Source organism: Micromonospora cathayae, from assembly GCF_028993575.1.
Classification (GTDB): domain Bacteria; phylum Actinomycetota; class Actinomycetes; order Mycobacteriales; family Micromonosporaceae; genus Micromonospora; species Micromonospora cathayae.
Genome location: NZ_CP118615.1, coordinates 2981633 through 3004849, shown reverse-complemented (window position 1 = coordinate 3004849; position 23217 = coordinate 2981633). Strand labels below are relative to the sequence as shown.

Annotated in this window: 25 protein-coding genes; 7 read left to right on the top strand and 18 right to left on the bottom strand. The window is 74.7% G+C overall.

Going from position 1 to position 23217, the window contains the following annotated elements:
- Positions 1 to 41 precede the first annotated feature (41 nt).
- From mutM to rsmD, 8 genes are all read right to left on the bottom strand, one after another.
- Entirely contained in the window at positions 42 to 902 is an 861-nt protein-coding gene (gene mutM / locus PVK37_RS13920; protein ID WP_275034354.1) for a bifunctional DNA-formamidopyrimidine glycosylase/DNA-(apurinic or apyrimidinic site) lyase, read from the bottom strand.
- Positions 895 to 1800 (bottom strand): ribonuclease III, encoded by a 906-nt coding sequence (rnc, locus tag PVK37_RS13915; protein WP_275034353.1) that lies wholly within the window; start codon positions 1798 to 1800, stop codon positions 895 to 897. The genes mutM and rnc overlap by 8 nt, the downstream gene beginning before the upstream one ends.
- Positions 1797 to 2783: a phosphate acyltransferase PlsX gene (locus tag PVK37_RS13910; RefSeq protein WP_275035107.1), complete on the bottom strand. Its 987-nt coding sequence runs from the start codon at positions 2781 to 2783 to the stop codon at positions 1797 to 1799. Before PVK37_RS13910 ends, rnc begins: the two co-directional genes overlap by 4 nt.
- Positions 2784 to 2897: 114 nt before the next feature.
- Positions 2898 to 3071, bottom strand: a complete 174-nt coding sequence (gene rpmF, locus PVK37_RS13905) for a 50S ribosomal protein L32 (protein ID WP_088963525.1) — start codon at positions 3069 to 3071, stop codon at positions 2898 to 2900.
- Between the two features lie 5 nt (positions 3072 to 3076).
- On the bottom strand, positions 3077 to 3640 hold the full coding sequence (locus PVK37_RS13900; RefSeq protein WP_275034350.1) for a YceD family protein: 564 nt from the start codon (positions 3638 to 3640) through the stop codon (positions 3077 to 3079).
- Positions 3641 to 3749: 109 nt separating this feature from the next.
- A complete protein-coding gene (locus PVK37_RS13895) occupies positions 3750 to 4247 on the bottom strand; it encodes an SPFH domain-containing protein (protein ID WP_275034349.1) in 498 nt (165 codons plus the stop codon).
- Between the two features lie 192 nt (positions 4248 to 4439).
- Positions 4440 to 4928 (bottom strand): pantetheine-phosphate adenylyltransferase, encoded by a 489-nt coding sequence (coaD, locus tag PVK37_RS13890; RefSeq protein ID WP_275034348.1) that lies wholly within the window; start codon positions 4926 to 4928, stop codon positions 4440 to 4442.
- Positions 4925 to 5488: a 16S rRNA (guanine(966)-N(2))-methyltransferase RsmD gene (gene rsmD / locus PVK37_RS13885; RefSeq protein WP_275034347.1), complete on the bottom strand. Its 564-nt coding sequence runs from the start codon at positions 5486 to 5488 to the stop codon at positions 4925 to 4927. Before rsmD ends, coaD begins: the two co-directional genes overlap by 4 nt.
- Positions 5489 to 5801: 313 nt before the next feature.
- Between rsmD and PVK37_RS13880 the strand changes: the two genes are divergently transcribed.
- The gene (locus PVK37_RS13880) at positions 5802 to 7064 is read left to right on the top strand and encodes a cell wall anchor protein (protein ID WP_275034346.1); all 1263 of its coding nucleotides are present in this window, start codon (positions 5802 to 5804) and stop codon (positions 7062 to 7064) included.
- A gap of 119 nt (positions 7065 to 7183) precedes the next feature.
- Here PVK37_RS13880 and recG read toward each other — a convergent pair whose 3' ends face one another.
- Both recG and PVK37_RS13870 read right to left on the bottom strand, forming a co-directional pair.
- Positions 7184 to 9382, bottom strand: coding sequence for an ATP-dependent DNA helicase RecG (recG, locus tag PVK37_RS13875; RefSeq protein WP_275034345.1), 2199 nt, complete (start codon positions 9380 to 9382; stop codon positions 7184 to 7186).
- Positions 9379 to 11097: a DAK2 domain-containing protein gene (locus PVK37_RS13870; RefSeq protein ID WP_275034344.1), complete on the bottom strand. Its 1719-nt coding sequence runs from the start codon at positions 11095 to 11097 to the stop codon at positions 9379 to 9381. Before PVK37_RS13870 ends, recG begins: the two co-directional genes overlap by 4 nt.
- Positions 11098 to 11317: 220 nt before the next feature.
- Here PVK37_RS13870 and rpmB point away from each other — a divergent pair, with 220 nt between their 5' ends.
- Together rpmB and PVK37_RS13860 are read left to right on the top strand one after the other, a co-directional pair.
- Positions 11318 to 11509 (top strand): 50S ribosomal protein L28, encoded by a 192-nt coding sequence (gene rpmB / locus PVK37_RS13865; protein ID WP_011905179.1) that lies wholly within the window; start codon positions 11318 to 11320, stop codon positions 11507 to 11509.
- 178 nt (positions 11510 to 11687) lie between these two features.
- Positions 11688 to 12938: an ATP-grasp domain-containing protein gene (locus PVK37_RS13860; protein WP_275034343.1), complete on the top strand. Its 1251-nt coding sequence runs from the start codon at positions 11688 to 11690 to the stop codon at positions 12936 to 12938.
- Positions 12939 to 13005: 67 nt separating this feature from the next.
- Here the strand turns inward: PVK37_RS13860 and PVK37_RS13855 are convergent, their stop codons facing one another.
- Both PVK37_RS13855 and PVK37_RS13850 read right to left on the bottom strand, forming a co-directional pair.
- Positions 13006 to 13473 (bottom strand): GNAT family N-acetyltransferase, encoded by a 468-nt coding sequence (locus PVK37_RS13855; RefSeq protein ID WP_275034341.1) that lies wholly within the window; start codon positions 13471 to 13473, stop codon positions 13006 to 13008.
- A gap of 226 nt (positions 13474 to 13699) precedes the next feature.
- A complete protein-coding gene (locus tag PVK37_RS13850) occupies positions 13700 to 14638 on the bottom strand; it encodes a thiamine-phosphate kinase (RefSeq protein ID WP_275034339.1) in 939 nt (312 codons plus the stop codon).
- Between the two features lie 144 nt (positions 14639 to 14782).
- Here PVK37_RS13850 and PVK37_RS13845 point away from each other — a divergent pair, with 144 nt between their 5' ends.
- Both PVK37_RS13845 and PVK37_RS13840 read left to right on the top strand, forming a co-directional pair.
- Positions 14783 to 15016 (top strand): Lrp/AsnC ligand binding domain-containing protein, encoded by a 234-nt coding sequence (locus PVK37_RS13845; RefSeq protein ID WP_275034338.1) that lies wholly within the window; start codon positions 14783 to 14785, stop codon positions 15014 to 15016.
- The gene (locus tag PVK37_RS13840) at positions 15017 to 15667 is read left to right on the top strand and encodes a DUF3515 family protein (RefSeq protein WP_423791037.1); all 651 of its coding nucleotides are present in this window, start codon (positions 15017 to 15019) and stop codon (positions 15665 to 15667) included. It begins immediately after the preceding gene.
- Positions 15668 to 15845: 178 nt separating this feature from the next.
- Here the strand turns inward: PVK37_RS13840 and PVK37_RS13835 are convergent, their stop codons facing one another.
- Both PVK37_RS13835 and PVK37_RS13830 read right to left on the bottom strand, forming a co-directional pair.
- A complete protein-coding gene (locus tag PVK37_RS13835; protein WP_275034337.1) occupies positions 15846 to 16940 on the bottom strand; it encodes a D-alanine--D-alanine ligase family protein in 1095 nt (364 codons plus the stop codon).
- A gap of 246 nt (positions 16941 to 17186) precedes the next feature.
- Positions 17187 to 17402 carry a hypothetical protein gene (locus tag PVK37_RS13830; protein WP_275034336.1) on the bottom strand — a complete coding sequence of 72 codons (216 nt, stop codon included), beginning with the start codon at positions 17400 to 17402 and terminating at the stop codon, positions 17187 to 17189.
- A 657-nt stretch (positions 17403 to 18059) separates the two neighbouring features.
- On the opposite strand from PVK37_RS13830, the gene PVK37_RS13825 reads away from it, so the two are divergent.
- Together PVK37_RS13825 and PVK37_RS13820 are read left to right on the top strand one after the other, a co-directional pair.
- On the top strand, positions 18060 to 18911 hold the full coding sequence (locus PVK37_RS13825; protein ID WP_275034335.1) for a helix-turn-helix domain-containing protein: 852 nt from the start codon (positions 18060 to 18062) through the stop codon (positions 18909 to 18911).
- Positions 18908 to 19117, top strand: coding sequence for a DUF397 domain-containing protein (locus tag PVK37_RS13820; protein WP_275034334.1), 210 nt, complete (start codon positions 18908 to 18910; stop codon positions 19115 to 19117). The genes PVK37_RS13825 and PVK37_RS13820 overlap by 4 nt, the downstream gene beginning before the upstream one ends.
- A gap of 48 nt (positions 19118 to 19165) precedes the next feature.
- Here the strand turns inward: PVK37_RS13820 and PVK37_RS13815 are convergent, their stop codons facing one another.
- The 4 genes from PVK37_RS13815 to PVK37_RS13800 form a co-directional block, all read right to left on the bottom strand.
- Positions 19166 to 20020, bottom strand: a complete 855-nt coding sequence (locus PVK37_RS13815) for a putative protein N(5)-glutamine methyltransferase (protein WP_275034333.1) — start codon at positions 20018 to 20020, stop codon at positions 19166 to 19168.
- A gap of 203 nt (positions 20021 to 20223) precedes the next feature.
- Positions 20224 to 21357 carry a cystathionine gamma-lyase gene (locus PVK37_RS13810; RefSeq protein ID WP_275034332.1) on the bottom strand — a complete coding sequence of 378 codons (1134 nt, stop codon included), beginning with the start codon at positions 21355 to 21357 and terminating at the stop codon, positions 20224 to 20226.
- Between the two features lie 10 nt (positions 21358 to 21367).
- Positions 21368 to 22366, bottom strand: a complete 999-nt coding sequence (locus PVK37_RS13805) for an NAD(P)H-dependent glycerol-3-phosphate dehydrogenase (protein ID WP_275034331.1) — start codon at positions 22364 to 22366, stop codon at positions 21368 to 21370.
- Positions 22363 to 23112, bottom strand: a complete 750-nt coding sequence (locus PVK37_RS13800; protein WP_275034330.1) for a lysophospholipid acyltransferase family protein — start codon at positions 23110 to 23112, stop codon at positions 22363 to 22365. Before PVK37_RS13800 ends, PVK37_RS13805 begins: the two co-directional genes overlap by 4 nt.
- Positions 23113 to 23217 lie beyond the last annotated feature (105 nt).

Genomic DNA, 23217 nt, shown 5'->3' with positions numbered 1-23217 from the left:
GGGGTGCCGGCCGGGCGACCGGCCGGCACCCGGGGTGGCGGTCAGCCGCGCGGGGCCGCCGTGCGGGGGCGGGGCTGGCAGCGTGGGCAACTGTAGGACGAGCGGTTCATGAACGCCTCCCGCCGGATCGGCGTACCGCACCGCCGGCAGGGTTCGCCCTCCCGCCCGTACACGTTCAGCGCCCGCTCGAAGTAGCCGCTCTCGCCGTTGACGTTGACGTAGAGCGCGTCGAAGCTGGTGCCGCCAGCCGTGATCGCCTCGCCGAGCACGTCCCGGACGTGGCCGAGCAGCCGCTGGGCCGCCGGGGCGGTCAGCGCGTCGGTGGGGCGTACGCCGTGCAGCCCGGCCCGCCAGAGCGCCTCGTCGGCGTAGATGTTGCCCACCCCGGAGATCAGGGTCTGGTCGAGCAGCGCCCGTTTCACCTCGGTACGCCGTCGCCGCAGCGCCGCCACGAAGCCGGCGTCGGAGAACTCCGGGTCCATCGGGTCCCGGGCGATGTGCGCGATCTCGCGGGGCAGTTCCGCCCCGCCGGTGGAGACCGCCACGCCGCCGAACGTGCGCTGGTCGACGAAGCGCAGCTCCGGCCCGTCGTCGGTGAACCGGAACCGGATCCGCAGGTGCAGCTCGTCCGGGGCGCCGACCGGCTGGACGAGCAACTGACCGGACATGCCCAGGTGCCCGACCAGGGCGTCCCCGCTGTCCAGCGGCAGCCAGAGGTACTTGCCCCGGCGGCGGGCGTCCCGCACCGTCCGGCCGGCCAGCACGTCGGCGAAGTGCGCCGCGCCGGGCAGGTGCCGGCGGATCGCACGCGGGTGGCGTACCTCCACCGCGCCGATCTGTCGACCGGTCACCCAGCGGGCCAGGCCCTGCCGGACCGTCTCCACCTCGGGCAGCTCAGGCACGGCGCAGCTCCGGCGTACCGTCCCCGGAGTCCGCCGGATCGACGGCGGCCACCCCGACGGCCCCGACAGTCCCGTCCGCCTCGACGGCGGCGGCGGCCCGGTCCGCCTCGATGGTGGCGACAGCCCGATCCGCCTCGACGGCGGTGGCGGCCCGGTCGGCCTCGATGGTGGCGGCGCGCTCCGCTTCGGCCTGCTCGGTGAGGGTGCGCCAGGCCGACTCGGCGGCCCGCTGCTCGGCCTCCTTCTTGCTCCGCCCCTCCGCGCCGCCGTACCGGTTGCCGGCCACCACCACCCAGGCGGTGAAGGTCTTGAGGTGGTCCGGACCGGTGCCCTCGATGCGGTACTCCGGCACGCCGAGGCCGAGCGCGGCGGTCAGCTCCTGGAGGCTGGTCTTCCAGTCCAGCGCCGCGCCCCGGCCGGCCGACTCGGCCATCAGCGGGTCGAACAGCCGGTGGATGACGATCGCCGCGGTGTCCAGCCCGTACTGGAGGTAGATCGCGCCCAGCAGCGCCTCCAGCGTGTCCGCCAGGATGCTCGCCTTGTCCCGGCCGCCGGTGGCCTCCTCGCCCTTGCCGAGGAGGAGGTACTGACCGAGGCCGCCCGGCCCGAGCCCGCGGGCCACGTCGGCGAGGGCCCGCATGTTGACCACGCTGGCCCGCAGCTTGGCGAGCTGCCCCTCGGGCAGGTCGGGATGGTTGCGGAACAGCGCGGTGGTGATCACCACGCCGAGCACCGAGTCGCCGAGGAACTCCAGCCGCTCGTTGGTCGGCAGGCCGCCGTTCTCGTACGCGAACGAGCGGTGGGTCAGCGCCCGTTCCAGCAGCTCCGGATCCAGGGTCACCCCGAAGGCCGCCTCCAGATGGCCCACCGGGGCACGGCGACGATTGTCGTTGGTCATGGGATCACCTCGGTGTGCGTGGAGCGGTCGGGGCAGTCGGCCGGCGGGCCGGCGGTGAGCAACGTGGCGACCCGGGTGGTGGCGGCCCGCCGCCAGAGATGGGCGGCGAGCGCGATACCGGAGGCGACGTCCTCCCCCTGGGCGGCGCCGTGGCAGACGACGACCGTCCCGGCCACCCCGAGCAGCGCCGCCGCCCGGGGCGCGCCGCCGCTGGCGGGTGGCCCTCCGGCCATCGCGTACGCGCCCTCGATCGCCTTGAGCAGCACGTTACCGGTGAAACCGTCGGTGACGACCACGTCGGCGCGTCCCCCGAGCGCGACGTCGTAGCCCTCGACCAGCCCGACGTACCGGGCGTCGCAGGGCAGCGTCAGGGCGGCGAGCAGCGGATCGGCGGCCCGACGGAGCCGGTCCCCCTTGCCCGCCTCGACGCCCACCGAGAGCAACCCGACCCGGGGGCCGGTGACCGCGTGGGCGACGGCCGCGTACGCGGCACCGAGCACGGCGTGCCGGGCCAGGGTGGTGGCCCGGGGTTCCAGGGAGCCGCCGACGTCCAGCAGCACCACCGGCCCGGCGATCGCCGGCAGGGTGGCGACCAGGGCGGGGCGGCGGACGTCCGGCCAGCGGCCGAGGCCGAGCGCGGCGGCGGTGACGGTGCCGCCGGTCGAGCCGGCGGAGACCACCGCGTCCGCGCTGCCCTCGGCGACGGCGGCGACCGCCGCGCGGACGGTCGTGGCCGCCCGGGACGACTGGATGGGCTGTTCGGCCATGGTGACGGCGTGCCGGACCGGGCGGATGCTGACCCGGGCCCGCTGGGCCGGGGTGAGGACGTCGACGAGCCCGCCGGCCACCTCCGTGGGGCCGACGAGCAGCAGGTGCAGGTCCGGGTCGGCACGCATGGCCCGCAGAGCGCCGTCAACCACCACGGCGGGTGCGTCGTCCCCGCCGAGGAGGTCAACGGCGATCCGCGCGACGCCCGGCTCCACCGGTACACCGGCCGGGACGGGCCGGCCGGCGGCGGAGGGAGCCGGGGCGTCGGGCGACAGCCAGGACGTGCGCGCCGCCCGACCGGGGGTCGGGAGCGTCACTCGGCGACCGGGTCAGACCTCGAGGACCTGGCGGCCGTTGTAGGTGCCGCAGACCGAGCAGGCGGCGTGCGGCAGCTTGGCGGACTTGCACTGCGGGCAGGCCACGGTCGCGACCACGGCCGCCTTCCAGTTCGCCCGGCGGGACCGGGTGTTGCTGCGCGACATCTTGCGCTTCGGGACGGCCACGGTTCTTACTCCTCTGTACGGGTCAGTTGCGACAGGCCCGCCCAACGCGGGTCGATCTGCTGGTGACTGTGGTCGGCCGGCAGATCGTCCCAGTGCACCCCGCACTCGGGGCACAGCCCTGGGCAATCCTCCCGGCAGCGCGGGTTGGTCGGCAGTGTGAGCACCACCGCGTCCCGCAACGCCGGCTCCAGGTCGATCAGATCTCCCTGCATCCGGCCCACCTCGTCCTCTTCGGTCGTGGCGTCCGTGGTGCTGTTCTCGTACGCGTACAGCTCCTGGATCGTCACGGCCACCGAGTCGTTGATCTCGCGCAGGCAGCGACCGCACTCGCCCCGGACCGGACCGGAGATGGTCCCCGAGACGAGCACGCCCTCGGACACCGACTCCAGCCTCAGGTCGAGGTCGAGGTCCGCGCCCTCCGGCACGCCGATCAACTCCACGCCGAGGTCCGCCGGTGCCGGGACCACCCGCTGGACCGTACGCAGAGCACCAGGCCGACGCGGCAGGTCCCTCGTGTCGAGAACCAGCGGCGACCTGGGGTCGAGGTGCGATGGCGTGTGTTTGGGCATAGTCAGACTCCGGCCGTGGGTAGGCCGACAAACGAGGTTACCTGGGCGACCGCCGGACCGTCGAACCGGGGGCGCGCCCGCCCCGCCGTGTCGGTTGTTGAGGTGCCGCTCAGAAGGGTAGCGGGCGTTCCGACTCGTCACCGCCGAAGGTACCGATCTCACGCAGCGCGTGCATCTTGTCCCGCCCGCGCTCGATCGAGGCCAGCGCCCGGGTGAGGAACTGCTCGAAGTTGGCCAGGGCGGTGTCGACGTAGTCGTCGACCTCCTCGCGCAGCCGCTGGGCCTCGGCGCGGGCCTCGGCGATGATCCGTGCCCCCTCGTGCTCGGCGGAGACGGTGATCTCGTTCACCGAGACCAGCCGGGCGTGCTCCGCCTCCCCCTCGCTGATGATCCGGTCGGCCTCCCGCTTACCGGCCTCCATGATCTTGTCCCGCTCCTCCAGCAACGCCGCGGCCCGGCGCAGGTCGGCGGGGAGTTCGGCACGCAGCTCGTCGAGCGCGCCGATCATCTCCCCGCGGTCGACCATGCAGTTGTTCCGCGACATCGGGACGGAACGCGCCTGCTCCAGGATGGCGATCAGTTCGTCGATGCGGTCGAGCGGGTCCACCGGTACCTCACTCCTGTCGTCGTCGGCCGACCTTCATCATGCGGGCCTGGGCCGGGTTCCTGCTGCACCCATGATGCGGGGTGCCGACGAGCGCCGGCCGCTGCCACCCACCCGGCGCGTCGCCACCGGGGCGGGCCGCGCGTACGGCGCGTCGCCGCCGGCGCGGCCGTCCCCCGCCGGAGCGGGGGCCGGTCAGGAGCGGCGGCCGGGGGCCAGCCGGGCCCGCAACTGCTCCCGGACCAGGTCGGGCACGTGCGGGGAGACGTCGCCGCCCCACTTCGCCACGTCCTTGACCAGGCTGGAGGAGAGGAACGAGTAGAGCGGGTTGGTCGGCATGAACAGCGTCTCCACCCCGGCCAGGCCGATGTTCATCTGGGCCATCTGGAGTTCGTAGTCGAAGTCGCTGACCGCCCGCAGCCCCTTGACCAGGACACTGGCCTCCTGCTCCCGGCAGAAGTCGACCAGCAGCCCCTGGAAGGACTCGACCCGGACGTTGGGGTAGGAACAGGTCACCTCGCGGAGCATGGCGAGCCGCTCGTCCACGGTGAACAGGCCACTCTTGGACTGGTTGATCAGCACGCCGACGATCACCTCGTCGAACAGGCGGCTGGCCCGACCGATGATGTCGAGGTGTCCGTTGGTCACCGGGTCGAACGAGCCGGGACAGACCGCACGTCTCATGATCGGCGACCGTACCAAAGGGTGGTCTCGCCGTAGCGCCGACTGCGCTCACCAGTGACGCCTTCCACCCATTCGACCGGCCCGGACCGGGTGGCCCGCTCGATCACCACGAGGGCGTCCGGGGCCAGCCAGCCGCCGTCGACCAGCGCGGCCAGCAGCGCGGTCACCTCCTGTGCCGGCACCGCGTACGGCGGGTCGGCGAACACCAGGTCGTACGGGTCGCCCTCCGGGCCGGCGGCGAGCACCGTCGACACCTTCCCGGTGACCAGGCGGGCGGCCGGGGCGGCCCGGAGCGTGGCGACGTTCTCCCTGATCACCCGGGCGGCCCGGGGATCGGACTCGACCAGCAGCGCGTGCGCCGCCCCCCGGGAGACCGCTTCCAGGCCGACCGCGCCGGACCCGGCGTACAGGTCGGCCACCCGGGAGCCGGCCAGCTCCAGGCTCGCCTCGACCGCGCTGAACAGCGCCTCGCGTACCCGGTCGGAGGTGGGGCGGGTGCCGGCGCCGGGCGGCGCGGCGATCCGCCGGCCACCGAGCGTCCCGGCCACGATCCGGGTCACCGTCGCTCCCTGTCCATGCCCCAGACGCTACGCGACGTCGCGGGCGACCCGGCGGCGGCGGCAGGTGGGCGCGGCGCGACCGACCACTGACCGTACGTGCACCGATGATCTCAGATCGATAACATCGTCCTCAGTGGTCACTGGCGGCTGTGTCGCCGCTGTCGATGTCGCTAGGGTCACCCCCGGTGTCGGCAGTTCCCCGCCGACCGACGGTGTCGGGGTGGCCCGTCACGCGACGCGCCGACGACCCGGCAGCGACCGTCCACCGCCGCCCCACGCCGTACCCCTGACGTTGCTCACCCCGGGAGTACGTGTGTTCCGTCCCACGCTGTCGCTACGGCGACCGTTCTCCGTGGCCGCCGCCGGCCTGACCGGCCTGGTCACGGTGTTCGCGGTCGCCGCGCCCGCGACCGCCACCAACCCGTCGCCGGTGCCCCCCTCGGCCCCCGCGACGGCCGAGCCCACCCCGACCGCCGCCACGCCGCCGCCGGCCACCTGCGTCGACGCCGACGAGGCCCGGTACACGCACACCTTCGACGGGCCGAAGGGCGAGGCCAGCATCACCCTGGTCAACGGGCCGCTGTGCCAGGGCGAGGAGCAGGAGCTGGCGCTGGTGTCGTACCTCGCGCCGTCGGCGAAGTTCGCGGTGCCGCAGTACCTGTTCGACAAGTCGGTGAAGAAGTTCACCGGGGTGGCCGAGGGCGAGATCGGCGCGGTCACCAAGCTGGAGTTCAAGGTCGAGGTGCCGGCCTGCTTCACCCAGGTCGACTTCGTCTTCGGCAGCGAGATCATCGACCCGATCACCGAGAAGGGCGACCGGTACGGCGACCGCAAGGTCGGCAGCGACAAGGGCATCGGCTCCCGCTCCAAGGGCAAGGCCGCCTGGTACAACGGCGGCGCGGGCAGCTGCGTCGAGGCCCCGGCGGTCGAGCACCGGTCGGACTGTGACGGCGGCTTCGACCTGGTACTGGTCAACCGGGGCAACGTGCCGACGACGTTCGCGGTACGCGGCAGCGGCGGGTACACCGAGGACGTCACCGTGGCCGCCGGCGCCAGCGCCACCAAGGAGCTCACCGCCGAGCAGGGCAAGGAGGTCACCGTCGAGGCCCGGGGCATGGAAACGTTCACCGGCGGCTGGACCAAGCCGGAGGACTGCCAGGAGCCCGAGGTCGGCGAGCCGGAGACCGCCTTCGACAGCACCTGCGAGGAGCTGATCCTCGAGGTGGTCAACCCGGCGAACGGGATCAACCTCACCTCCACCTTCACCCCGAGCGTCGGCACCCCGAAGACGGTGACCTTCGAGCCGGGCACCACCAAGGAGGTCACCTTCCCGGCCGCCGAGGGCCTGAGCGTGGTCGTCACCGGGGACCTGGCCTCCGAGGAGCCGATCACCTGGACCGCACCGAAGGGCGGCTGCGCCGACGGCGGTACCGGCGGCGGCGAGGGTGACGAGGGCGGCCTGCCGGTGACCGGCGCGGCGGCCGGCGGCATCGCGGCCGGCGCGGCAGCCCTGCTGGCCCTGGGCGCGGTGCTGTTCGTCGTCGCCCGTCGCCGACGGATCCGCTTCACCGCCTGATCCGGGCAGCGTCCACGAGGGGCGTCGGTGACCGCGAGGTCACCGGCGCCCCTCGCCGTCGCGCGGACCCTCGTCGTTGCGCCGCCCTCCGGTCCACGCGCCGCTGCGGCGCGCCCGGGTCAGCCCTTTTCGAGGTACTCGGCGCGTTCGGCGTCGACCAGGGCGGCGACCGAGGCCGCCAGGGCCGGGTGCCGGGCCAGCTCCGGATCCTCCTCGACCAGGGCGATCGCCTCGGCGCGGGCGTCGCGGATCAGGTCGGCGTCGCGGAGCAGGGACAGCAACCGCAGGTGCGAACGGCGACCGGACTGGGTGGCACCCAGCACGTCGCCCTCGCGGCGCTGCTCCAGATCCAGCTCGGCGAGCTTGAAACCGTCCGTGGTGGAGGCGACCGCGGTCAGCCGTTCCCGGGCCGGGGTGCCCTCCCCCGCCTCGGTCACCAGCAGGCACAGCCCGGCGGCGGAACCCCGCCCCACCCGGCCCCGCAGCTGGTGCAGCTGGGAGACACCGAACCGGTCGGCGTCCAGCACGATCATCACGGTGGCGTTCGGCACGTTCACGCCCACCTCCACCACGGTGGTGGCGACCAGCACGTCCAGCTCACCGGCGGCGAAGGCGCGCATCACCGCGTCCTTCTCGTCGGCCGGCTGTTTCCCGTGCAGCACGCCGATCCGCAGCCCGTGCAGCGGGCCCTCGGCCAGCAGCGGGGCCACCTCGGTCACCGCCAGCGGCGGTCGCCGACCGGAGTCGTCCTCCTTCGGGGCCTCCTCCTCGCTGGCCGGCCCCTCCCCGATCCGGGGACAGACCACGTACGCCTGGTGGCCGGCGGCCACCTCCTCGCGCAGTCGACGCCAGGCCCGGTCCAGGTAGGCGGGTTTCTCGGCGGCCGGCACCACGTGCGAGGCGATCGGCGAACGGCCCTGCGGCAACTGGGCGAGGGTGGACACCTCCAGGTCGCCGTAGACGGTCATGGCGACCGTCCGCGGGATCGGGGTGGCCGTCATCACCAGCACGTGCGGCGGCTGGTCGGCCTTGGCGCGCAACGCGTCCCGCTGCTCCACCCCGAACCGGTGCTGCTCGTCCACCACCACCAGGCCCAGGTCGGCGAAGTCGACGCCCTCGTACAGCAGGGCGTGGGTGCCGAGCACGATGCCGGCGCGGCCCTCGGCGACCTCGGCCAGCGCCCGGCGGCGGGCCGCCGCGCCCAGCGAACCGGTGACCAGCTCGACCCGGGTGGCCTGCTCGGCCGCCCCCAGTTCGCCGGCCCGGGCCAGCGGGCCGAGCAGTTCGGTGATGCCCCGGTGGTGCTGGGCGGCGAGCACCTCGGTCGGGGCCAGCAGGGCGGCCTGCCCGCCGGCGTCGACCACCTGGAGCATGGCCCGCAACGCAACGAGCGTCTTGCCGGAGCCGACCTCGCCCTGCAACAGCCGGTGCATCGGGTGCGCGGTCGCCAGGTCGGCGGCGATCTCCCGGCCCACGTCCCGCTGCCCGCCGGTCAGCTCGTACGGCAGGTCGGCGTCGAAGGCGGCGAGCAGCCCGTCCGGTTTCGGGGGCCGGGGGCGGGCCGGCCAGTCGGCGGCCCGGAGCTTGCGCTGCACCAGGGTCACCTGCACGGCGAACGCCTCGTCCCACTTGAGCCGCCGCCGGGCGCGGTACAGCGTCTCCTTCGCCGACGGCCGGTGGATCTCGCGCAGCGCCTCCGCCAGACCGACCAGGTTGCGGGTGGCCCGGACGGTCGCCGGCAGCGGATCCTCCGGCGGGGTGAAGGTGTCCAGCACGGTACGGACGCACTTGGCGATCACCCAGGTGGGCACCGCCGCGGCGGCCGGGTACACCGGGATCAGCGCCCCGGCGAACTCCTCGACCTCCTCGCTGGCCGCCGCCTCGCCCTCACCGCCCTCGCCGAGCAGGACGTACTCCGGGCCGTTGAGCTGGCGTCGACCCCGGAACTCGGTCACCTTGCCGGCGAACAGCCCCCACCGGCCGGGCCGCAGCTCCCGTTCCCGCCACGCCTGGTTGCCGAAGAAGGTGAGGCTGAGCACGCCGCCGGAGCCGTCCCCGACGGTGACCTCGAGCAGGTTGCCCCGGCGCTGCCGCATCGGGCGTATCGCGGTCTTCTGCACCTGGGCCAGCACCGTCACCTGCTCGCCGACGTCCAGCGAACGGATGTCGGTGTGCTCGCCACGCTCGTCGTACCGGCGGGGGAAGTGGTAGATCAGGTCCCCGGCGGTGTGCAGGTCGAGATGGCCGGCGAGGGCCTTGGCGGTCTTCTCCCCGACCAGTTTCCTCAGCGGTGTGTCCACCGTGCACGACTCGGTCACTCGACCCCCACCAGGAGCGGATAGTGCGGTTGGCCCCCGGCGTACGCCTGGACCTCGACGAACGGCCAGTGCCGGGCGACATGCGCGCGGACCGCGTCGGTCAGCCCCGCCGGGGCGTCCGCGCCGGCCAGCAGGGTGACCAGCTCGCCGCCGCCGCCGAGCATCCGGTCGAGCAGCGCGGTGCAGGTGTCGAGCAGGTCCGCGCCGACCAGGTGCACCTCCCCCTCGACCAGGGCGAGCACGTCACCCGGCCGGCACGGACCGGCCACGGTCAACGCCTCCCGGCCGGCGTGGCAGACCTCGGCGGACCGGCAGGCCCCGGCCGCCTCGGCCATCGCGATCACGTCGTCCTCGAAGGAGCGCTGCGGGTCGCGGACGGCGAGCGCGGCCAGCGCCTGCACCGGCGACCGGGTCGGCACCACGCTGACCTTGACGCCCAGCGGCTGCGCCTGGTGCGCCACGGTGCCCGCCACCGCCCGGGTGGCCGGGTCGGTGGGCAGCACCACCACCCGGGCCGCGCCGGTGGCCCGGACCGCGTCGAGCAGTTCCCCGGTGGACGGGCTGCCGGCGAGCACGGTCGCGCCCTCGCCGGACAGCAGCGCGGCCAGGCCCGCCCCGGACGCGACCACCACGGCCGCCCGGTCGGCACCGTCCGCGCCGGACCAGCGGGTCGCCGCGGCCCGGTCGGAGTCGTCCGGTCCGGGCCACCGGGTCGCCACCGCGCGGTCGGAGTCGTCCGGGCCGGGTCGCTGGGCCACGGCCGGCTGGTCGGCGAAGCGGGTCACCGAGATCAGGTACGGCCGGCCGGCCACCACCCCGGCCTCGACCGCCGCGCCGACGTCGTTGACGTGGACGTGCACGTTCCAGGTGGACGACTCCTGCCCGGTGGCCGCGTCGCCGACCACGACCAGCGAGTCGCCGAGGGCGTCGAGGGTGGCCCGTAGCCGGGTCACCGCCTCGGGCGCGGCGTCGAGAAGATACTGCACCTCGTAGGCGTACGCCTCGGAACCGGTCTCGCGGACGGCGGTGACCGGCGGGCGGACCGGGCGCGGCACGGTCGCCGGCCGGTCGGGCGGCTCGCCGGCGACCACCTCGACCAGGGCGTCCAGCAGCAGGCAGAGGCCCTGGCCGCCGGCGTCGACCACCCCGGCCCGGGCCAGCGTCGCCAACTGCTGCGGGGTGCGGGCCAGCGCCCGGGTCGCCGCGCCGGCCGCCGACCGGACCACCGCGCGCAGGTCGTCGCTGTCCGCCTGCTCGGCCCCGGTCGCCGCGGCGGCGGCCACGCTGAGCAGCGTCCCCTCCACCGGGTGGGCGACCGCGCCGTACGCGGCGGTGGCCGCGCCGCGCAGCGCGCCGGCCAACTCGCGGCCCCGGACGGTCGGGACGGTGGTGAGCGCGTCGGCGAGCCCGCGCAGCAGCTGCGCGAGGATCACGCCCGAGTTGCCCCGGGCGCCGAGCAGCGCCCCGCGCGCCATCAGCCGCAGCGCGTGCCCGTGCGGGGTGACCGCAGCGCCGCCGCCCTCGGGGGAGGTGTCCAGGTCCATCGCCAGGGCCTGCTGGGCGGAGGTGAGGGTGAGCACCAGGTTGGTGCCGGTGTCGCCGTCGGGCACCGGGTAGACGTTCAGGTCGTCGATCTCGCCCTGGTGCCGGCGCAGGGCGTCGAGGCCGCTCGCGCACCAGCGGCGCACCGCGTCGGCGTCCAGGGTCTCCAGCACGGCGAGAAGCCTACTGGCGGGCACCGACAGCCGCCGGACATCACCGCCGGGCGGCCCGGCACACCGGTTCGCCGGACGGCGGTGGGTGCGGTGACGGGCGGTGGTCCCGGCGGGTCGGGAGCCGGTTGGCTGGTCCCCGGGGGTATCGGGTAACCTGGCCAGGTTGCCCGGGCAGCACCTGCCGGCGACCCTCGTGAACGAACAATCCCAGGAGTATCCCGTGGCTAGCGTGTGCGACGTCTGTGGCAAGGGGCCGGGCTTCGGCCACAACGTGTCCCACTCGCACCGGCGGACCAACCGCCGCTGGAACCCGAACATCCAGTCGGTGCGTACCCCGGCCGGTGGCGGCAACACCAAGAAGCTGAAGGTCTGCACCTCGTGCATCAAGGCCGGCAAGGTCACCCGCGCCTGACGCGGTAACCCCGCCACTTTCACCGTCGTCACTGCCGGCGGGTCGGATGCGACCCGCCGGCACTGTCGTGTCGGAGTCGACCCACCGATGCCGTCGTGTCGGGGTCGACCGTCCGGCACTGTCGTGTCGGCCGGTCGGCGCAGTGCGCGCGACGGAACCACCCCCGGAGGGCCGCCCAGTGGCGCTGAGCCTTGGTCGCGACGAACTGGTCATCGTCGGAGTGCCGCCGGGGGTGCTCGGCGTGCTCGGCGAGATCCTGCCCGCCGGCAGCACCGTGATCGTCGAGGACCCGGACGTGATCCGTCGCCGGGACCTGCACCGGACGCTGGCCGGGCTGCCGTACGTCTCCCGGGTGGTGCCGGCGGCGTACCGGGACGGGCTCGACCTCGACGCGCTGCTGGCCGCCGAGCCGGGGCTGGCCGCCGCCCGGGTGGTCATGCCCGGCCTGGAGTACACCGTCACCGCCGCCGCCCGGCTCGCCGAGCGGCTCGGCCGGCCCGGTGGCGGCCCGACCGCCGCCGCGACCTTCACCGACAAGCACCGGATGCGGCGGCTCGCCGCCGACCACGGCCTGCCCAACCCGGCGTACGCGCTGGTGTCGACGCCGGCCGAGGCGGAGGCGTTCGCCCGCCGGGTGGGTGGGCCCTGCGTGCTCAAACCGACCCGCCGGGCCGGCAGCCTCGGCGTGCAGCTCATCGACGACCCGGCCGACATCGCCGCCGCCTGGACGGCCACCGCCTGCCCGGACGGGGCCCCGGAGCAGGTCGCCGCCCCCACCGGGGTACTGGTCGAGGCGCGGCTGACCGGCCCGGAACACAGCGTCGAACTGCTGCTCGCCGAGGGCGAGGTGCTCTTCGGGAACGTCACCGGCAAGCGGGTGCTGCCCGGCCGGCATCCGGTCGAGACCGGTCACACCGTCCCGGCCGCCCTGCCCGACCCGGCCCGCCGGGAACTGCTCGACGCGGCCGCCCGGCTGGCCGCCGCGGCCGGGTTCCGCACCGGCGTGCTGCACAGCGAGTGGATCGTCGTGGACGGGGTGCCGACCCTGGTGGAGTGCGCCGCCCGGCTCCCCGGTGACCTGATCGCCGCGCTGATCGCGGTCGCCTACGAGGTGTCGTTCGTCGAGGCGTACCTGCGGGTGCTGGCCGGGGAGCGGCCGACGCTGCCGGACCGGGCCACCGGGGCGGCGGCGGTGGAGTTCCTGCTCGCCCCGCCCGGCACGGTGACCGCCGTCGAGGACGTCCGTCAGGCCCGCCGGTCGCCCGGGGTGCTCGACCTCTCCGTCGACGTGGCGGTCGGTGACCGGGTGGTGCCGGTGGTCTCCTCCGGGCAGCGCAGCGGCCACGTGCTGACCTGGGGGGCCGACCCGGCCGAGGCGGAGCGGAACGCCCGGACCGCCGCCGCCCGGGTCCGGTTCACCGTCACCTGAACCCGCCCCGGCCCGGCACACCGGCCGCGCTGGTCCCGGGGTCCGCCCGGTCGGCCCACCCCCGGGGTCAGAGGGTGCGGCCGAAGGAGAGGCAGCCGGGGGCGTCCCGGTAGAAGCCGAAGTTGGGGATGCGCTCGTAGCCGGCGGCCTGGTACATGGCGATCGCCTCCGGCTGCTTGTCGCCGCACTCCAGGACGAGTCGCTTGCGGCCCTGCTCCCGGGCCGAACGCTCGACCGCCGCCAGCACCGCGCGGGCCACGCCGCGGCCCCGCGCCGCCGGGGCGGTGTACATCCGCTTCAGTTCGGCCAGCTCGCCGGTGTCACCGTGGCTGCGCCAGCCCCCGCAGCCGACCGGTTCCCCGTCGAGGTACGCCACCAGGAACGCGCCGTCCGGCGGCTCGAACTCGGCCGCGGCCACCGGCGTCTCGTCGCCGCTGCCGCCGTAGCGGGCCCCCAGGTCGGCCAGGGCCGCCCGGACCAGCCGCTGCGCCACCTCGGCGTCGAAACGCAGCAGGCGGATCTCGATGTCGCTCACCCCGGCAGCGTACGACCGCGGCCGGCCCGGGAGCGGGCCGACCGCCCCCGATCGGTCGTACGTCACCCTCCGGGCGGGCGGGTCCCCGGGCGGCGGGCCCTCGACCGGCGGGTTCCCGACCGGCCGCCGACGGACGTGGTCGCGGGCGGGCGGGAAGGTCCCGGGCCGCCGAAGTGATCACGGGCGGGAACGGGTGCGGGCCGGTGGGAACCGTCGCGGGCGGGGGTCAGCGGAAGTGGTCCCAGCCGGCCGGGCCCTCCCACGGCCGGCCGTCCACGCTCACCCCGGCCCCCTCGGACACCCGGCCGATCGGCCGCCACGGCGGCGGCAGCGCCACCGCCGGCGGGAAGGTCGCGGCCAGCGCGTGGTCGTCGCCCCCGCCGAGGATCCAGGTGTACGGGTCGACGCCGAGCGCCTGGGCGGCGTCGGCCATCTGCCGGGGCACCTCGAAGGCGTCCCGCCGGACGTCGACGGCGACCCCGCTGGCCCGCGCCACGTGCCCGAGGTCGGCGAGCAGCCCGTCCGAGACGTCGATCATGGCGGTGGCGCCGAGCCGGGCCGCGTACGGGCCGGCCGGGTACGGCACCTCCGGCCGCCGGTACGCCTCGACCAGCAGTTTCGGTGTCCGGAAACCCCGGGACAGCACGGTGTAGCCGGCGGCGGCGTACCCGATCCGGCCGGCCAGCGCGACCACGTCCCCGGGCCGCGCGCCGGAACGGACCACCGGGGGCCGTCCGCCCAGGTCCCCGAGGGCGGTCACCGCGACGGTCAGGGTCGGGCTGGCGGACATGTCCCCGCCGACCACCGTCGCCCCCACCGTGGCGGCCTCCGCGCCGAGCCCGTCGGCCAGCCCTTCGGCCCACGCCACGTCCAGGTCGACGGGGAGGCAGAGGGCGACCAGCAACGCGGTCGGGGTGGCCCCCATGGCGGCGATGTCGGCCAGGTTCGCCGCCGCCGCCCGGTGCCCGACGTCCACCGGGCCGGACCAGTCCCGCCGGAAGTGCCGCCCCTCCACCAGTACGTCGGTGGAGGCGACCACCCGGCCGTCCGGGGCGGCCACCACCGCCGCGTCGTCGCCGGGACCGAGCAGGCAGGCCGCCCCGGCCGGCAACCGGGCGGTCACCCGGTCGATCAGGCCGAACTCACCGGTACCCGTGACCCTCACCGCGTCACCCCGTCAGTGCTCATGCGCTCCCACCGCTGTGCTCGCTCACCGCTTCTCCTTGACCACCGATCGGGATCGGACCTGCTCGGTAGGGTAGTTTCACTCCTCGGGCCGCCCCTGGCGGCGGCGGACGGAGGTCGAGTCGTGGTACAGGCGTACATCCTCATCCAGACAGAGGTGGGCCGGGCGCGTGACGTGGCCGGTGTGATCGCGGACCTTGCCGGCGTGGTCCGGGTCGACGCCGTCACCGGGCCGTACGACGTGGTCGTCCTCACCGAGGCGAACACCGTCGACGAGCTCGGCAAACTGATCGTCAGCAAGGTGCAGATGGTGCCCGGCATCACCCGTACCCTGACCTGTTCGGTGGTGCGACTGTAAGTGGACGAGCAGAAGACTCCCCCCGGCGACCCCGCGGACACCCCGGCGGCCAGCGGCGGCGACCCGCCGAAGCGGCGCGGCTGGGACCGGTCGACCCGGAACGCGGCCCTGATCTCCGCGCTGGTCGCGGTGCCGGTCACGGTGGCCGTGGCCGGATTCACCTTCGCCTCGCTCGCGCCGGACGAACCGGCCGGTCCGGGCCCGAGCCCGAGCGCGTCGGCGGCCCGCCCGCAGTCCACCGCCCCGGTGGAGATGCCCGCCGCGCCGCTGGCCGAGCGGCCCGCCACGGTCTGCCGGGCGTTGCTGTCCCAGCTTCCGCCGACGGTCCGGGAGCTGCCGCAGCGGCCGGTCACCGCCGGAGCCGAGCAGAACGCCGCGTACGGCGACCCGGCCCTCACCGTGGCCTGCGGCGTGCCGGAGCCGGCCGTCCCGCCGGAGACCGCGGTCTGGGTGGTGGACACGGTCTGCTGGCACGTCGGCGAGCGGGCGGACGCCACCGTGCTCACCACGGTCGACCGGGAGGTCGCCGTCCAGGTCAGCGTGCCGAGAACGTACGAGCAGCCGTTGCAGTGGGTGGCTCCGATCGCGCAGACGGTGGTGGCCTCGGTGCCGTCCGGAGGTGACGTCCCGGCCGGCTGTCTGGGCGGCTGAGTCACGGCTGTCGGGCCGGTGGTCCCGGGCGCGGGGCCACCGGCGGGCCGCCCCCGGCAGCGCCGCCCCGGGGCGCGGCACCCTCGCCCCGCTCCGACCCGGCAGCGCCGGCCCCGGACGCGGCGACCTCGCCTGCGCCGGCCCGGCCTGCTCGGGGCAGGGTCAGCTCCGGGCAGGGTCAGCTCCGACGCAGGGCGGTCCGGATCAGCCGGTTCACCAGCTTCGGGTACTCCAACCCGGAGGCCGCCCACATCCGGGGGAACATCGACGACGGGGTGAAGCCCGGCATGGTGTTCACCTCGTTGAGGTAGACGTCAAGTTCCGGGGTGACGAAGAAGTCCACCCGGGCCAGGCCGGAGCAGTCCAGCGCGGTGAAGGCGCGGGTGGCGTACTCGCGCACCTGCCGGCTGACGTGCTCGGGCAGCTCGGCCGGGACGTCGTACTCGCAGACCTCGTCGGCGTCGATGTACTTCGCCTCGAAGTCGTAGAAGTCGTGGTCGGCGACGACCCGCACCTCGGCCAGGACGGACGCCTCCGGCGCGCCACCCGCCTCGCCCTCCAGGACGCCGCACTCGATCTCCCGGCCGACCACGGCCGCCTCGACCAGCACCTTGACGTCGATCTCGCGGGCGGTGGCGATGGCCGCGTCCAGATCGGACCAGTCGGTGACCTTGCTGATGCCGAAGGACGAGCCGGCCCGGGAGGGCTTGACGAAGACCGGCAGGCCGAGCCGGGCCTTGTCCTCATCGGAGAGGGTGGTGCCGCTGCGCAGCACCGCGTACGGGCCGACCGGGATGCCCTCGACGGCGCACAGCTTCTTGGTGAACTCCTTGTCCATCGCGGCGGCGGAGGCGAACACGTTCGCCCCGACGTAGGGGATGCCGGCCATCTCCAGCATGCCCTGGATGGTGCCGTCCTCCCCGTACGCGCCGTGCAGGACCGGGAAGACCACGTCCACGCCGGCCAGGGCGCGCGGCCCGTCGGTGGGGTCGAGGACCAGCAGGCCGTTGGCGGTCGGGTCGGCCCGTAGCACCACCTCGGCACCGGTGGCCGAGGTGATCTCCGGCAGTCGGCGGTCGGTGATCGCCAGCCGTCCCGGGTCGCCGTCGGCGAGCACCCACTGCCCGGCCCGGGTGATACCGACCGGCACCACCTCGAACTCGTCCGGATCCAACGCGCCGAGAACGCTGCCGGCGCTGACGCAGGAGATGCCGTGTTCGGGGCTACGTCCGCCGAAGACGATGGCGACTCGGGTCTTGCCTGGGGTGGTCACTGGTGTCATCTCCGGTTCGCGACTGCGGTGGCCCGCGAGCCCGTGGCGGCGCTCGCCTGGTCGACCTTACTGTGCGTGGCCGCAGGCCGGTGGCGATACCCGGAGCGGACGCCACCCTCTCCGCAATCAGTCAACCGCACATATACGGTGCGTAACCGTCCACTCCGGCACGGACCGTCGGACAGGACCGGATAACATCCACGATGCCCGATCCCTCGGCCCGGTGCCGGCCGGTTGGCACGCTGGTCAGCAGCCGTATCGACGTCCGACGGCGATCACCTTGACCCGTTGCCGGCCGGCGCGGACCATGCCCAGCGCCATGAACGCGCCGGCGATCCGGTCGGCGGCGGCCCGGCTGCTCGCGCCCACGACCTGGCGGCGGCGCTCCGGCATGGTCCGCTCGTTGCGGACGGCACCGTCGAGCGGGCGGACGTCGGTGAGCACCACCAGGAACCGGGTCACCGGCCACCACCGCCGACCCCGGAGAACACACCGGACACCCGCCGCACCACACCGGACGGCGCCGGTCGCAGCACACCGGACGAGGTCGGCCTCGGCACCCTGGATGCCGCGTGCCGCGCCACGCCACCCCTAGCGTGGCGCGGCACGCGGGACCGGACGGCCGCTCCCGTCGTCCGGTCGGACCCGGGTCGCCGCGTCCGCCGCTGCCCGGGCCAGCAGCGACGACGACGGCGGCGACCCGGGACGTCATGATCAGGAGGCACGCCGGACCTCCTCGGGCTCGGCCGTGGTGGCGGCCAGGCCACCGGAGGAGTCCCGACAGACGTACGCGAGGTTCGCGTGGATCCAGGTGCCGTCGTTGTCCCGCAGCACCGGGCACGCACACCAACGACAGCGCGACACCCGTGGCCAGCAGCCGCTCGCCGACATGGGATCTCCTTCCGGTGCGCCGTGGTGGGAGACACGTGGTGATCGGGTGGGGGAGAAGAACCCGACCACCACGCGTCTCATTTCCCCTCCGGTCACTCACCATCACCGTCGCCACGACCACCGATGGTGAGGACGCCATGACAGGTTGCCACCATCACGGCAATGAATGCAACTCTCATCCACTTTCTCTCATGCACACGATCCCAGGATCTATGGGAGCATCGATGCATGGCACCGAAGACCGCCCGGGCCCGCCGGCTCGGCATCGCCCTGCGTACCCACCGGGAGGCGGCCGGCCTGACCCTCGAGGCCGCCGCCGACGAGATCAACAGCACCCGCAGCACCCTGTCCCGGTACGAGAACGCCCAGACACTGGTCAGCCCGGCGACCGTCCGGGCGCTGCTCACCCTCTACAAGGTCGGGCCGGAGGACGTCGACGCCGCCGTCCAGCTCGCCAAGGACGCGCGCAAGCCAGGCTGGTGGGTCTCCTACTCGTACCTGCTGGACCGGCGCACCATCGACTTCATCGCGCTGGAGGCCGAGGCCAGCGCCATCGCGAACTTCGAGCCGTCGGTGGTGCCCGGCCTGCTCCAGACCGCCGACTACATCCGGGCGGTGATGCGCGGCGGACCGCACACGCTCACCGACGAGCAGGTCGAGCAGCGGGTCCAGGTCCGGCTGGACCGGCAACAGCGGCTCACCAGCGCCGAACCGCCCATCTTCGACGCGATCGTCGACGAGGGCGCGCTGCTGCGGCCGGTCGGCAACCCGGGGGTGATGGAGGCGCAACTGCACCACCTGCTCAAGATGATCGAGCTGCCCAACATCACCCTCCAGGTCATCCCGCTGGCGGCCGGGTACCACCGGGGCACCCGGGGGTCGCTGCACATCCTGGAGTTCCCCGACCCGGAGGACCCGATCATCGCCTCGGTCGAGACGGTGGCCGGTCAGATGGTCCTCGACCGTCCGGGTGACCTGCGTACCTGCACCAAGATCATGGAACACCTGCGAACCGTCGCGCTCAGCCCGAAGGCGAGCCGCGACGAACTGGTCCGAATCCTGAAGGGACGACAGAAATGACATCGACCACCACCACGGCGCTGCCGACAGCCGAGTGGCGCAAGAGCAGCCACAGCGGGGACGAGGGAGCCTGCGTGGAGATGGCGGTCATCCCGCCCACGGTCGCCATCCGTGACTCCAAGGACCCGGACGGCCCGGTGCTGCTGTTCGCCCCGACCGCCTGGGCCGCCTTCGCCGACGCGCCACCGGCCCCGCCCGGCGTGTGAGTCGCCCGCCCCCTCCGGTGCGCCGGACGCACCGGAGGGGGCACCCGCTCAACCGGGCAGTCGGGCGGTGACCGCGGTGGCGTCGAGGTCGGCGGACCGCGTCACCGTGGGGTGCAGCCCGTACCCGGTCAGCTCCACACAGAACGTGTCGACCTGCCGTTCGCTGATCTCCACCACCAGGTGCCCGCCCGGGGCGAGCCAGCGCACCGCCTCCCCGGCCAGCCGGCGCAGTACGGCGAGCCCGTCCGATCCGCCGTCGAGCGCCACGCCCGGCTCGTACCGGCGCGCCTCGGGCGGCATCAGCGCCATCGCCCCGGTCGGCACGTACGGGGCGTTGGCGACCACCAGGTCCAGCCGGCCCCGCCAGCGCGACGGCAGCGGGTCGAACAGGTCGCCCTCGTACACCGGCACCGCCGGGGCGGCCAGGTTGCGCCGGGCGCACCGGACGGCGGCCGGGTCCAGGTCGGCGGCGGCCTGCCAGCGGGGCCGCAACCGGCCCGCCAGCACCAGCGAGATCGCCCCGGAACCGCAGCACAGCTCGACCAGCGCCGGTTCCGGCCCGGCCACCGCCTCGGCGGCGGAGACCAGCAGGGCGGTACGGCGACGCGGCACGAACACCCCCGGGTCGACGGGCACCCGGAGCCCGCAGAACTCCACCCAGCCGAGCAGGTGTTCCAGCGGCTCGCCGGCCACCCGGCGGTCCACCAGCGCGGCCAGCGTGCCGGGTGCCTCGGCGGCCTCGACGAGCAGCTCCGCCTCGTCCTCGGCGAAGACACAGCCGGCGGCGCGCAGCCGGCGGACCAGGCCGGCGCGATCAGGGAGTCCAGCCGACGCCGCCGCGCCGGGGCGATCGGGCGGGGCGGGCAGCGGGGCGGAACGGTCAGGATGGGACGACGGTGCCATGAAGGGCCTTTCGGGAACGCTCGTCGGCGCTCCCCCACCGGTCGGCTAGCGGCGGGACGCCACCGGGACGGAAGGGAGCACCGGTCCTGCTGTCTGGGGGATCGGACTCACCTCCTCGCTTCGGGCCGGCACGGGCACCGCACACCATAGCCCAACCACCGCAGCCGGGCGGTCCGGGGCGCTCCGTCCCGTGGCAGGTCCGGTCAGGCCGCCGCCGGGGCCGAGGCGTCCAGCGCGGCGGTCAGGTCGGCCACCAGGTCGGCGGTGTCCTCCACCCCGCAGGAGAGCCGGACGAAGCCCGGGGCGGTGTCGTCCCCCCACTGGGCCCGCCGGTCGGCGGTGGTGTGCAGCCCGCCGAACGAGGTGGCGGCGGCCACCAGCCGGGACGCGGCCAGGAACCGGGCCACCCGGTCGGCGTCACCGAGGTCGAACGACACGATCCCCGGCACCCGGGCCATCTGCGCCGTCGCCACCGGGTACGCGGGGTCGGCGGGCAGCCCCGGCCAGCGCACCCCGGTCACGTCGGTACGCGCGGCCAGCAGCCGGGCGACCGCCCCGGCGTTCGTGGTCTGCCGGGCCAGCCGCAGGTCCAGGGTGCCCAGGGACCGGTGCGCCAGCCAGGCGTCGAACGCGCCGGGGATCCCGCCGGTGGTGGTCCGCCACCCGGTCACCGTGGCCAGCAGGTCCACCGACCGGGTCGCGACGTACCCGAGGAGCAGGTCCGAGTGGCCGGTCAGCGCCTTGGTGCCGGAGGCCACCACCACGTCCGCGCCCAGCTCCAGCGGGCGCTGCCCGAGCGGCGTCGCGGTGGTGTTGTCCACCGCCAGCAGCGTCCCGGCCGCCCGCGTCCGCTCCGCCAGGGCGGCGATGTCGCAGACGTCCAGGCCGGGGTTGGCCGGGGTCTCCAGCAGCACCAGCCGTACGTCGTCCAGCGCCGGGTACGGTCCGGCGGTCGGCGCGTACCGGACCGTCACCCCCAGCCCGGTCAGCGTCTCCGCCGCGAACGAGCGGACCGTGTAGTACCCGTCGGCGGGCAGCAGCACGGTGTCCCCGGGGCGCAGCACGGCCAGCAGCAGCCCGGTGATGGCCGCCTGCCCGCTGGCGAAGACCCGGCAGTCACCGCCCTCCAGCTCGCCGATCGCCGCCTCCAGCAACCGGCGGGTGGGGTTGTCGCCCCGGCCGTACCCGTTCGGGCTGGCCGCCGGCCCCCGCTCCGGGTCGAGGTGGTACGGCGCGGCGAACACCGGGCCGGGCAGGAACGGCTGACCCGGCTCGGGTTCCGGCAGCCCGGCGTGCACACAGCGGGTTCCGTCCCGCCAGTCCCGCTCCCCCGTCACGACGGCTCCCTCACTCCGGTTTCGTGGTCCGGCTCATCAGCGCGCGTACCGCCAGGCGCGGGTCGACGCCCTCGTGGCAGACCCGCTCGACCTGCTCGGTGATCGGCATCTCCACCCCGTGCGCGCGGGCCAGGTCCCGGATCGCCAGGCAGCTCTTGACCCCCTCGGCGGTCTGCCGGGTGGCCGCCTGCGCCTGCTCCAGGCTCTCGCCCCGGCCCAGGTGCTCGCCGAAGGTCCGGTTGCGGGACAGCGGCGACGAGCAGGTGCCGACCAGGTCACCCATGCCGGCCAGCCCGGCGAAGGTCAGCGGGTCCGCGCCGAGCGCCACGCCCAGCCGGGCGGTCTCGGCCAGCCCCCGGGTGATCAGCATGGCCCGGGTGTTGTCCCCGAACCCCATCGCGGTGGCGATCCCGTACGACAGGGCGATCACGTTCTTGACCGCGCCACCCAGCTCGCAGCCGATCACGTCGTCGTTGGTGTACGGCCGGAAGTACGGCGTGGTGACCGAGCGCTGCACCAGCGTGGCCCGGCCGACGTCGGTGCAGGCAACCACGGTGGCGGCCGGCTGCTCGACGGCGATCTCCGGGGCCAGGTTGGGGCCGGAGACCACCACCACCCGGTCCGCCGCCACCTTGGCGGTCTCCACGATGACCTCGCTCATCCGTTTGGTGGTGCCCAGCTCGATCCCCTTCATCAGGGAGACCAGGGTGGCGTCCGGGGCGAGGTGCCCGGCCCACTCGGCGAGGTTGCCGCGCAGCGTCTGGGAGGGCACCGCCAGCACCACCACCTCGGCACCGGTGATCGCCTCGGCCGCCACGTCGGTGGCCGTCACCCGCCGGGACAGCCGTAGGTCCGGCAGGTACTCCGGGTTGCGCCCGTGCGACCGGATCGCCTCGGCGACCGGGGTCCGGCGCGCCCACACGGTCACGTCCCGCCCGGCGTCGGCGAGGATCTTGGCGAACGCGGTACCCCAGGAGCCGGCCCCGAGCACCGCCACGTGCCCGCTCACGCCGCGTCCCCGAACCGCTCGACGCCGGTACGCGGCGCGCCGGGCAGCCGCGCCGGCCGTTCCCACAGCGGGGGCGGGGTGCCGCCGCGCAGCTCGGCCAGCAGGTCACGAATCCGGAGCATGATCTCGTCGGTCATCTCTTCCAGGGTCGCCTTCGTCGGGGTCGCGTCCGCCCAGCGGCTCAGGTCGACCGGCGGACCGGCGGCCACGCTGACCGGGATCCGGGGCCGCAGGTTGACCCGGTTGCGGTGGGGGTCGACGATCTTCTCCGGGCCCCACATGGCGACCGGGATCACCGGTGCCCCGGTGGCCAGGGCAAGCCGGGCCGCCCCGGTCTTGCCGCGCATCGGCCACAGGTCCGGCTCCCGGGTGAGGGTGCCCTCCGGGTAGATGATCACCGCGCCCCCCTCGTCGAGCGCCTCGACCAGGGCGTCGAGCGAACGGGCCGCGTCCACGCTGCCCCGCTCGACCGGGATCTGCCGGCACCAGTGCAGGATCCGCCCCACCACCGGAACCCGGAAGACGCTGGCCTTGCCCAGGTAGCGCGGCCAGCGGCCGGCGTCGTACACGTAGTGCGCGGAGACCAGCGGGTCGGCGTACGAGAGGTGGTTCGGCACGATGATCACGCCACCGGTACGCGGGACGTGCTCCATGCCGGTCCAGGTCCGGCGGGTCCAGACGGTCATCACGGGCTTGACCACCACCACGGCGAACCATTGCCAGAACCCCAGCCTGCGCCGTGCCACCCTGCCTCCTCGTTCCGCCCGGCCCCGCGTTCGCGCCCACCGGTGACGCCCGCAGCGAAATCATGCCTGCTTCCCCTGGACGGGGCCAGCGAGGGTGCCGTCGCG

Excerpts from the sequence above, each read along its gene's own strand:
- PVK37_RS13820 (WP_275034334.1), top strand. The coding sequence starts at position 18,908 with ATGACATCGACCACCACCACGGCGCTGCCGACAGCCGAGTGGCGCAAG.
- PVK37_RS13815 (WP_275034333.1), bottom strand. The coding sequence starts at position 20,020 with ATGGCACCGTCGTCCCATCCTGACCGTTCCGCCCCGCTGCCCGCCCCG.
- PVK37_RS13900 (WP_275034350.1), bottom strand. The coding sequence starts at position 3,640 with ATGCCCAAACACACGCCATCGCACCTCGACCCCAGGTCGCCGCTGGTT.
- PVK37_RS13825 (WP_275034335.1), top strand. The coding sequence starts at position 18,060 with ATGGCACCGAAGACCGCCCGGGCCCGCCGGCTCGGCATCGCCCTGCGT.
- coaD (WP_275034348.1), bottom strand. The coding sequence starts at position 4,928 with ATGAGACGTGCGGTCTGTCCCGGCTCGTTCGACCCGGTGACCAACGGA.
- rnc (WP_275034353.1), bottom strand. The coding sequence starts at position 1,800 with ATGACCAACGACAATCGTCGCCGTGCCCCGGTGGGCCATCTGGAGGCG.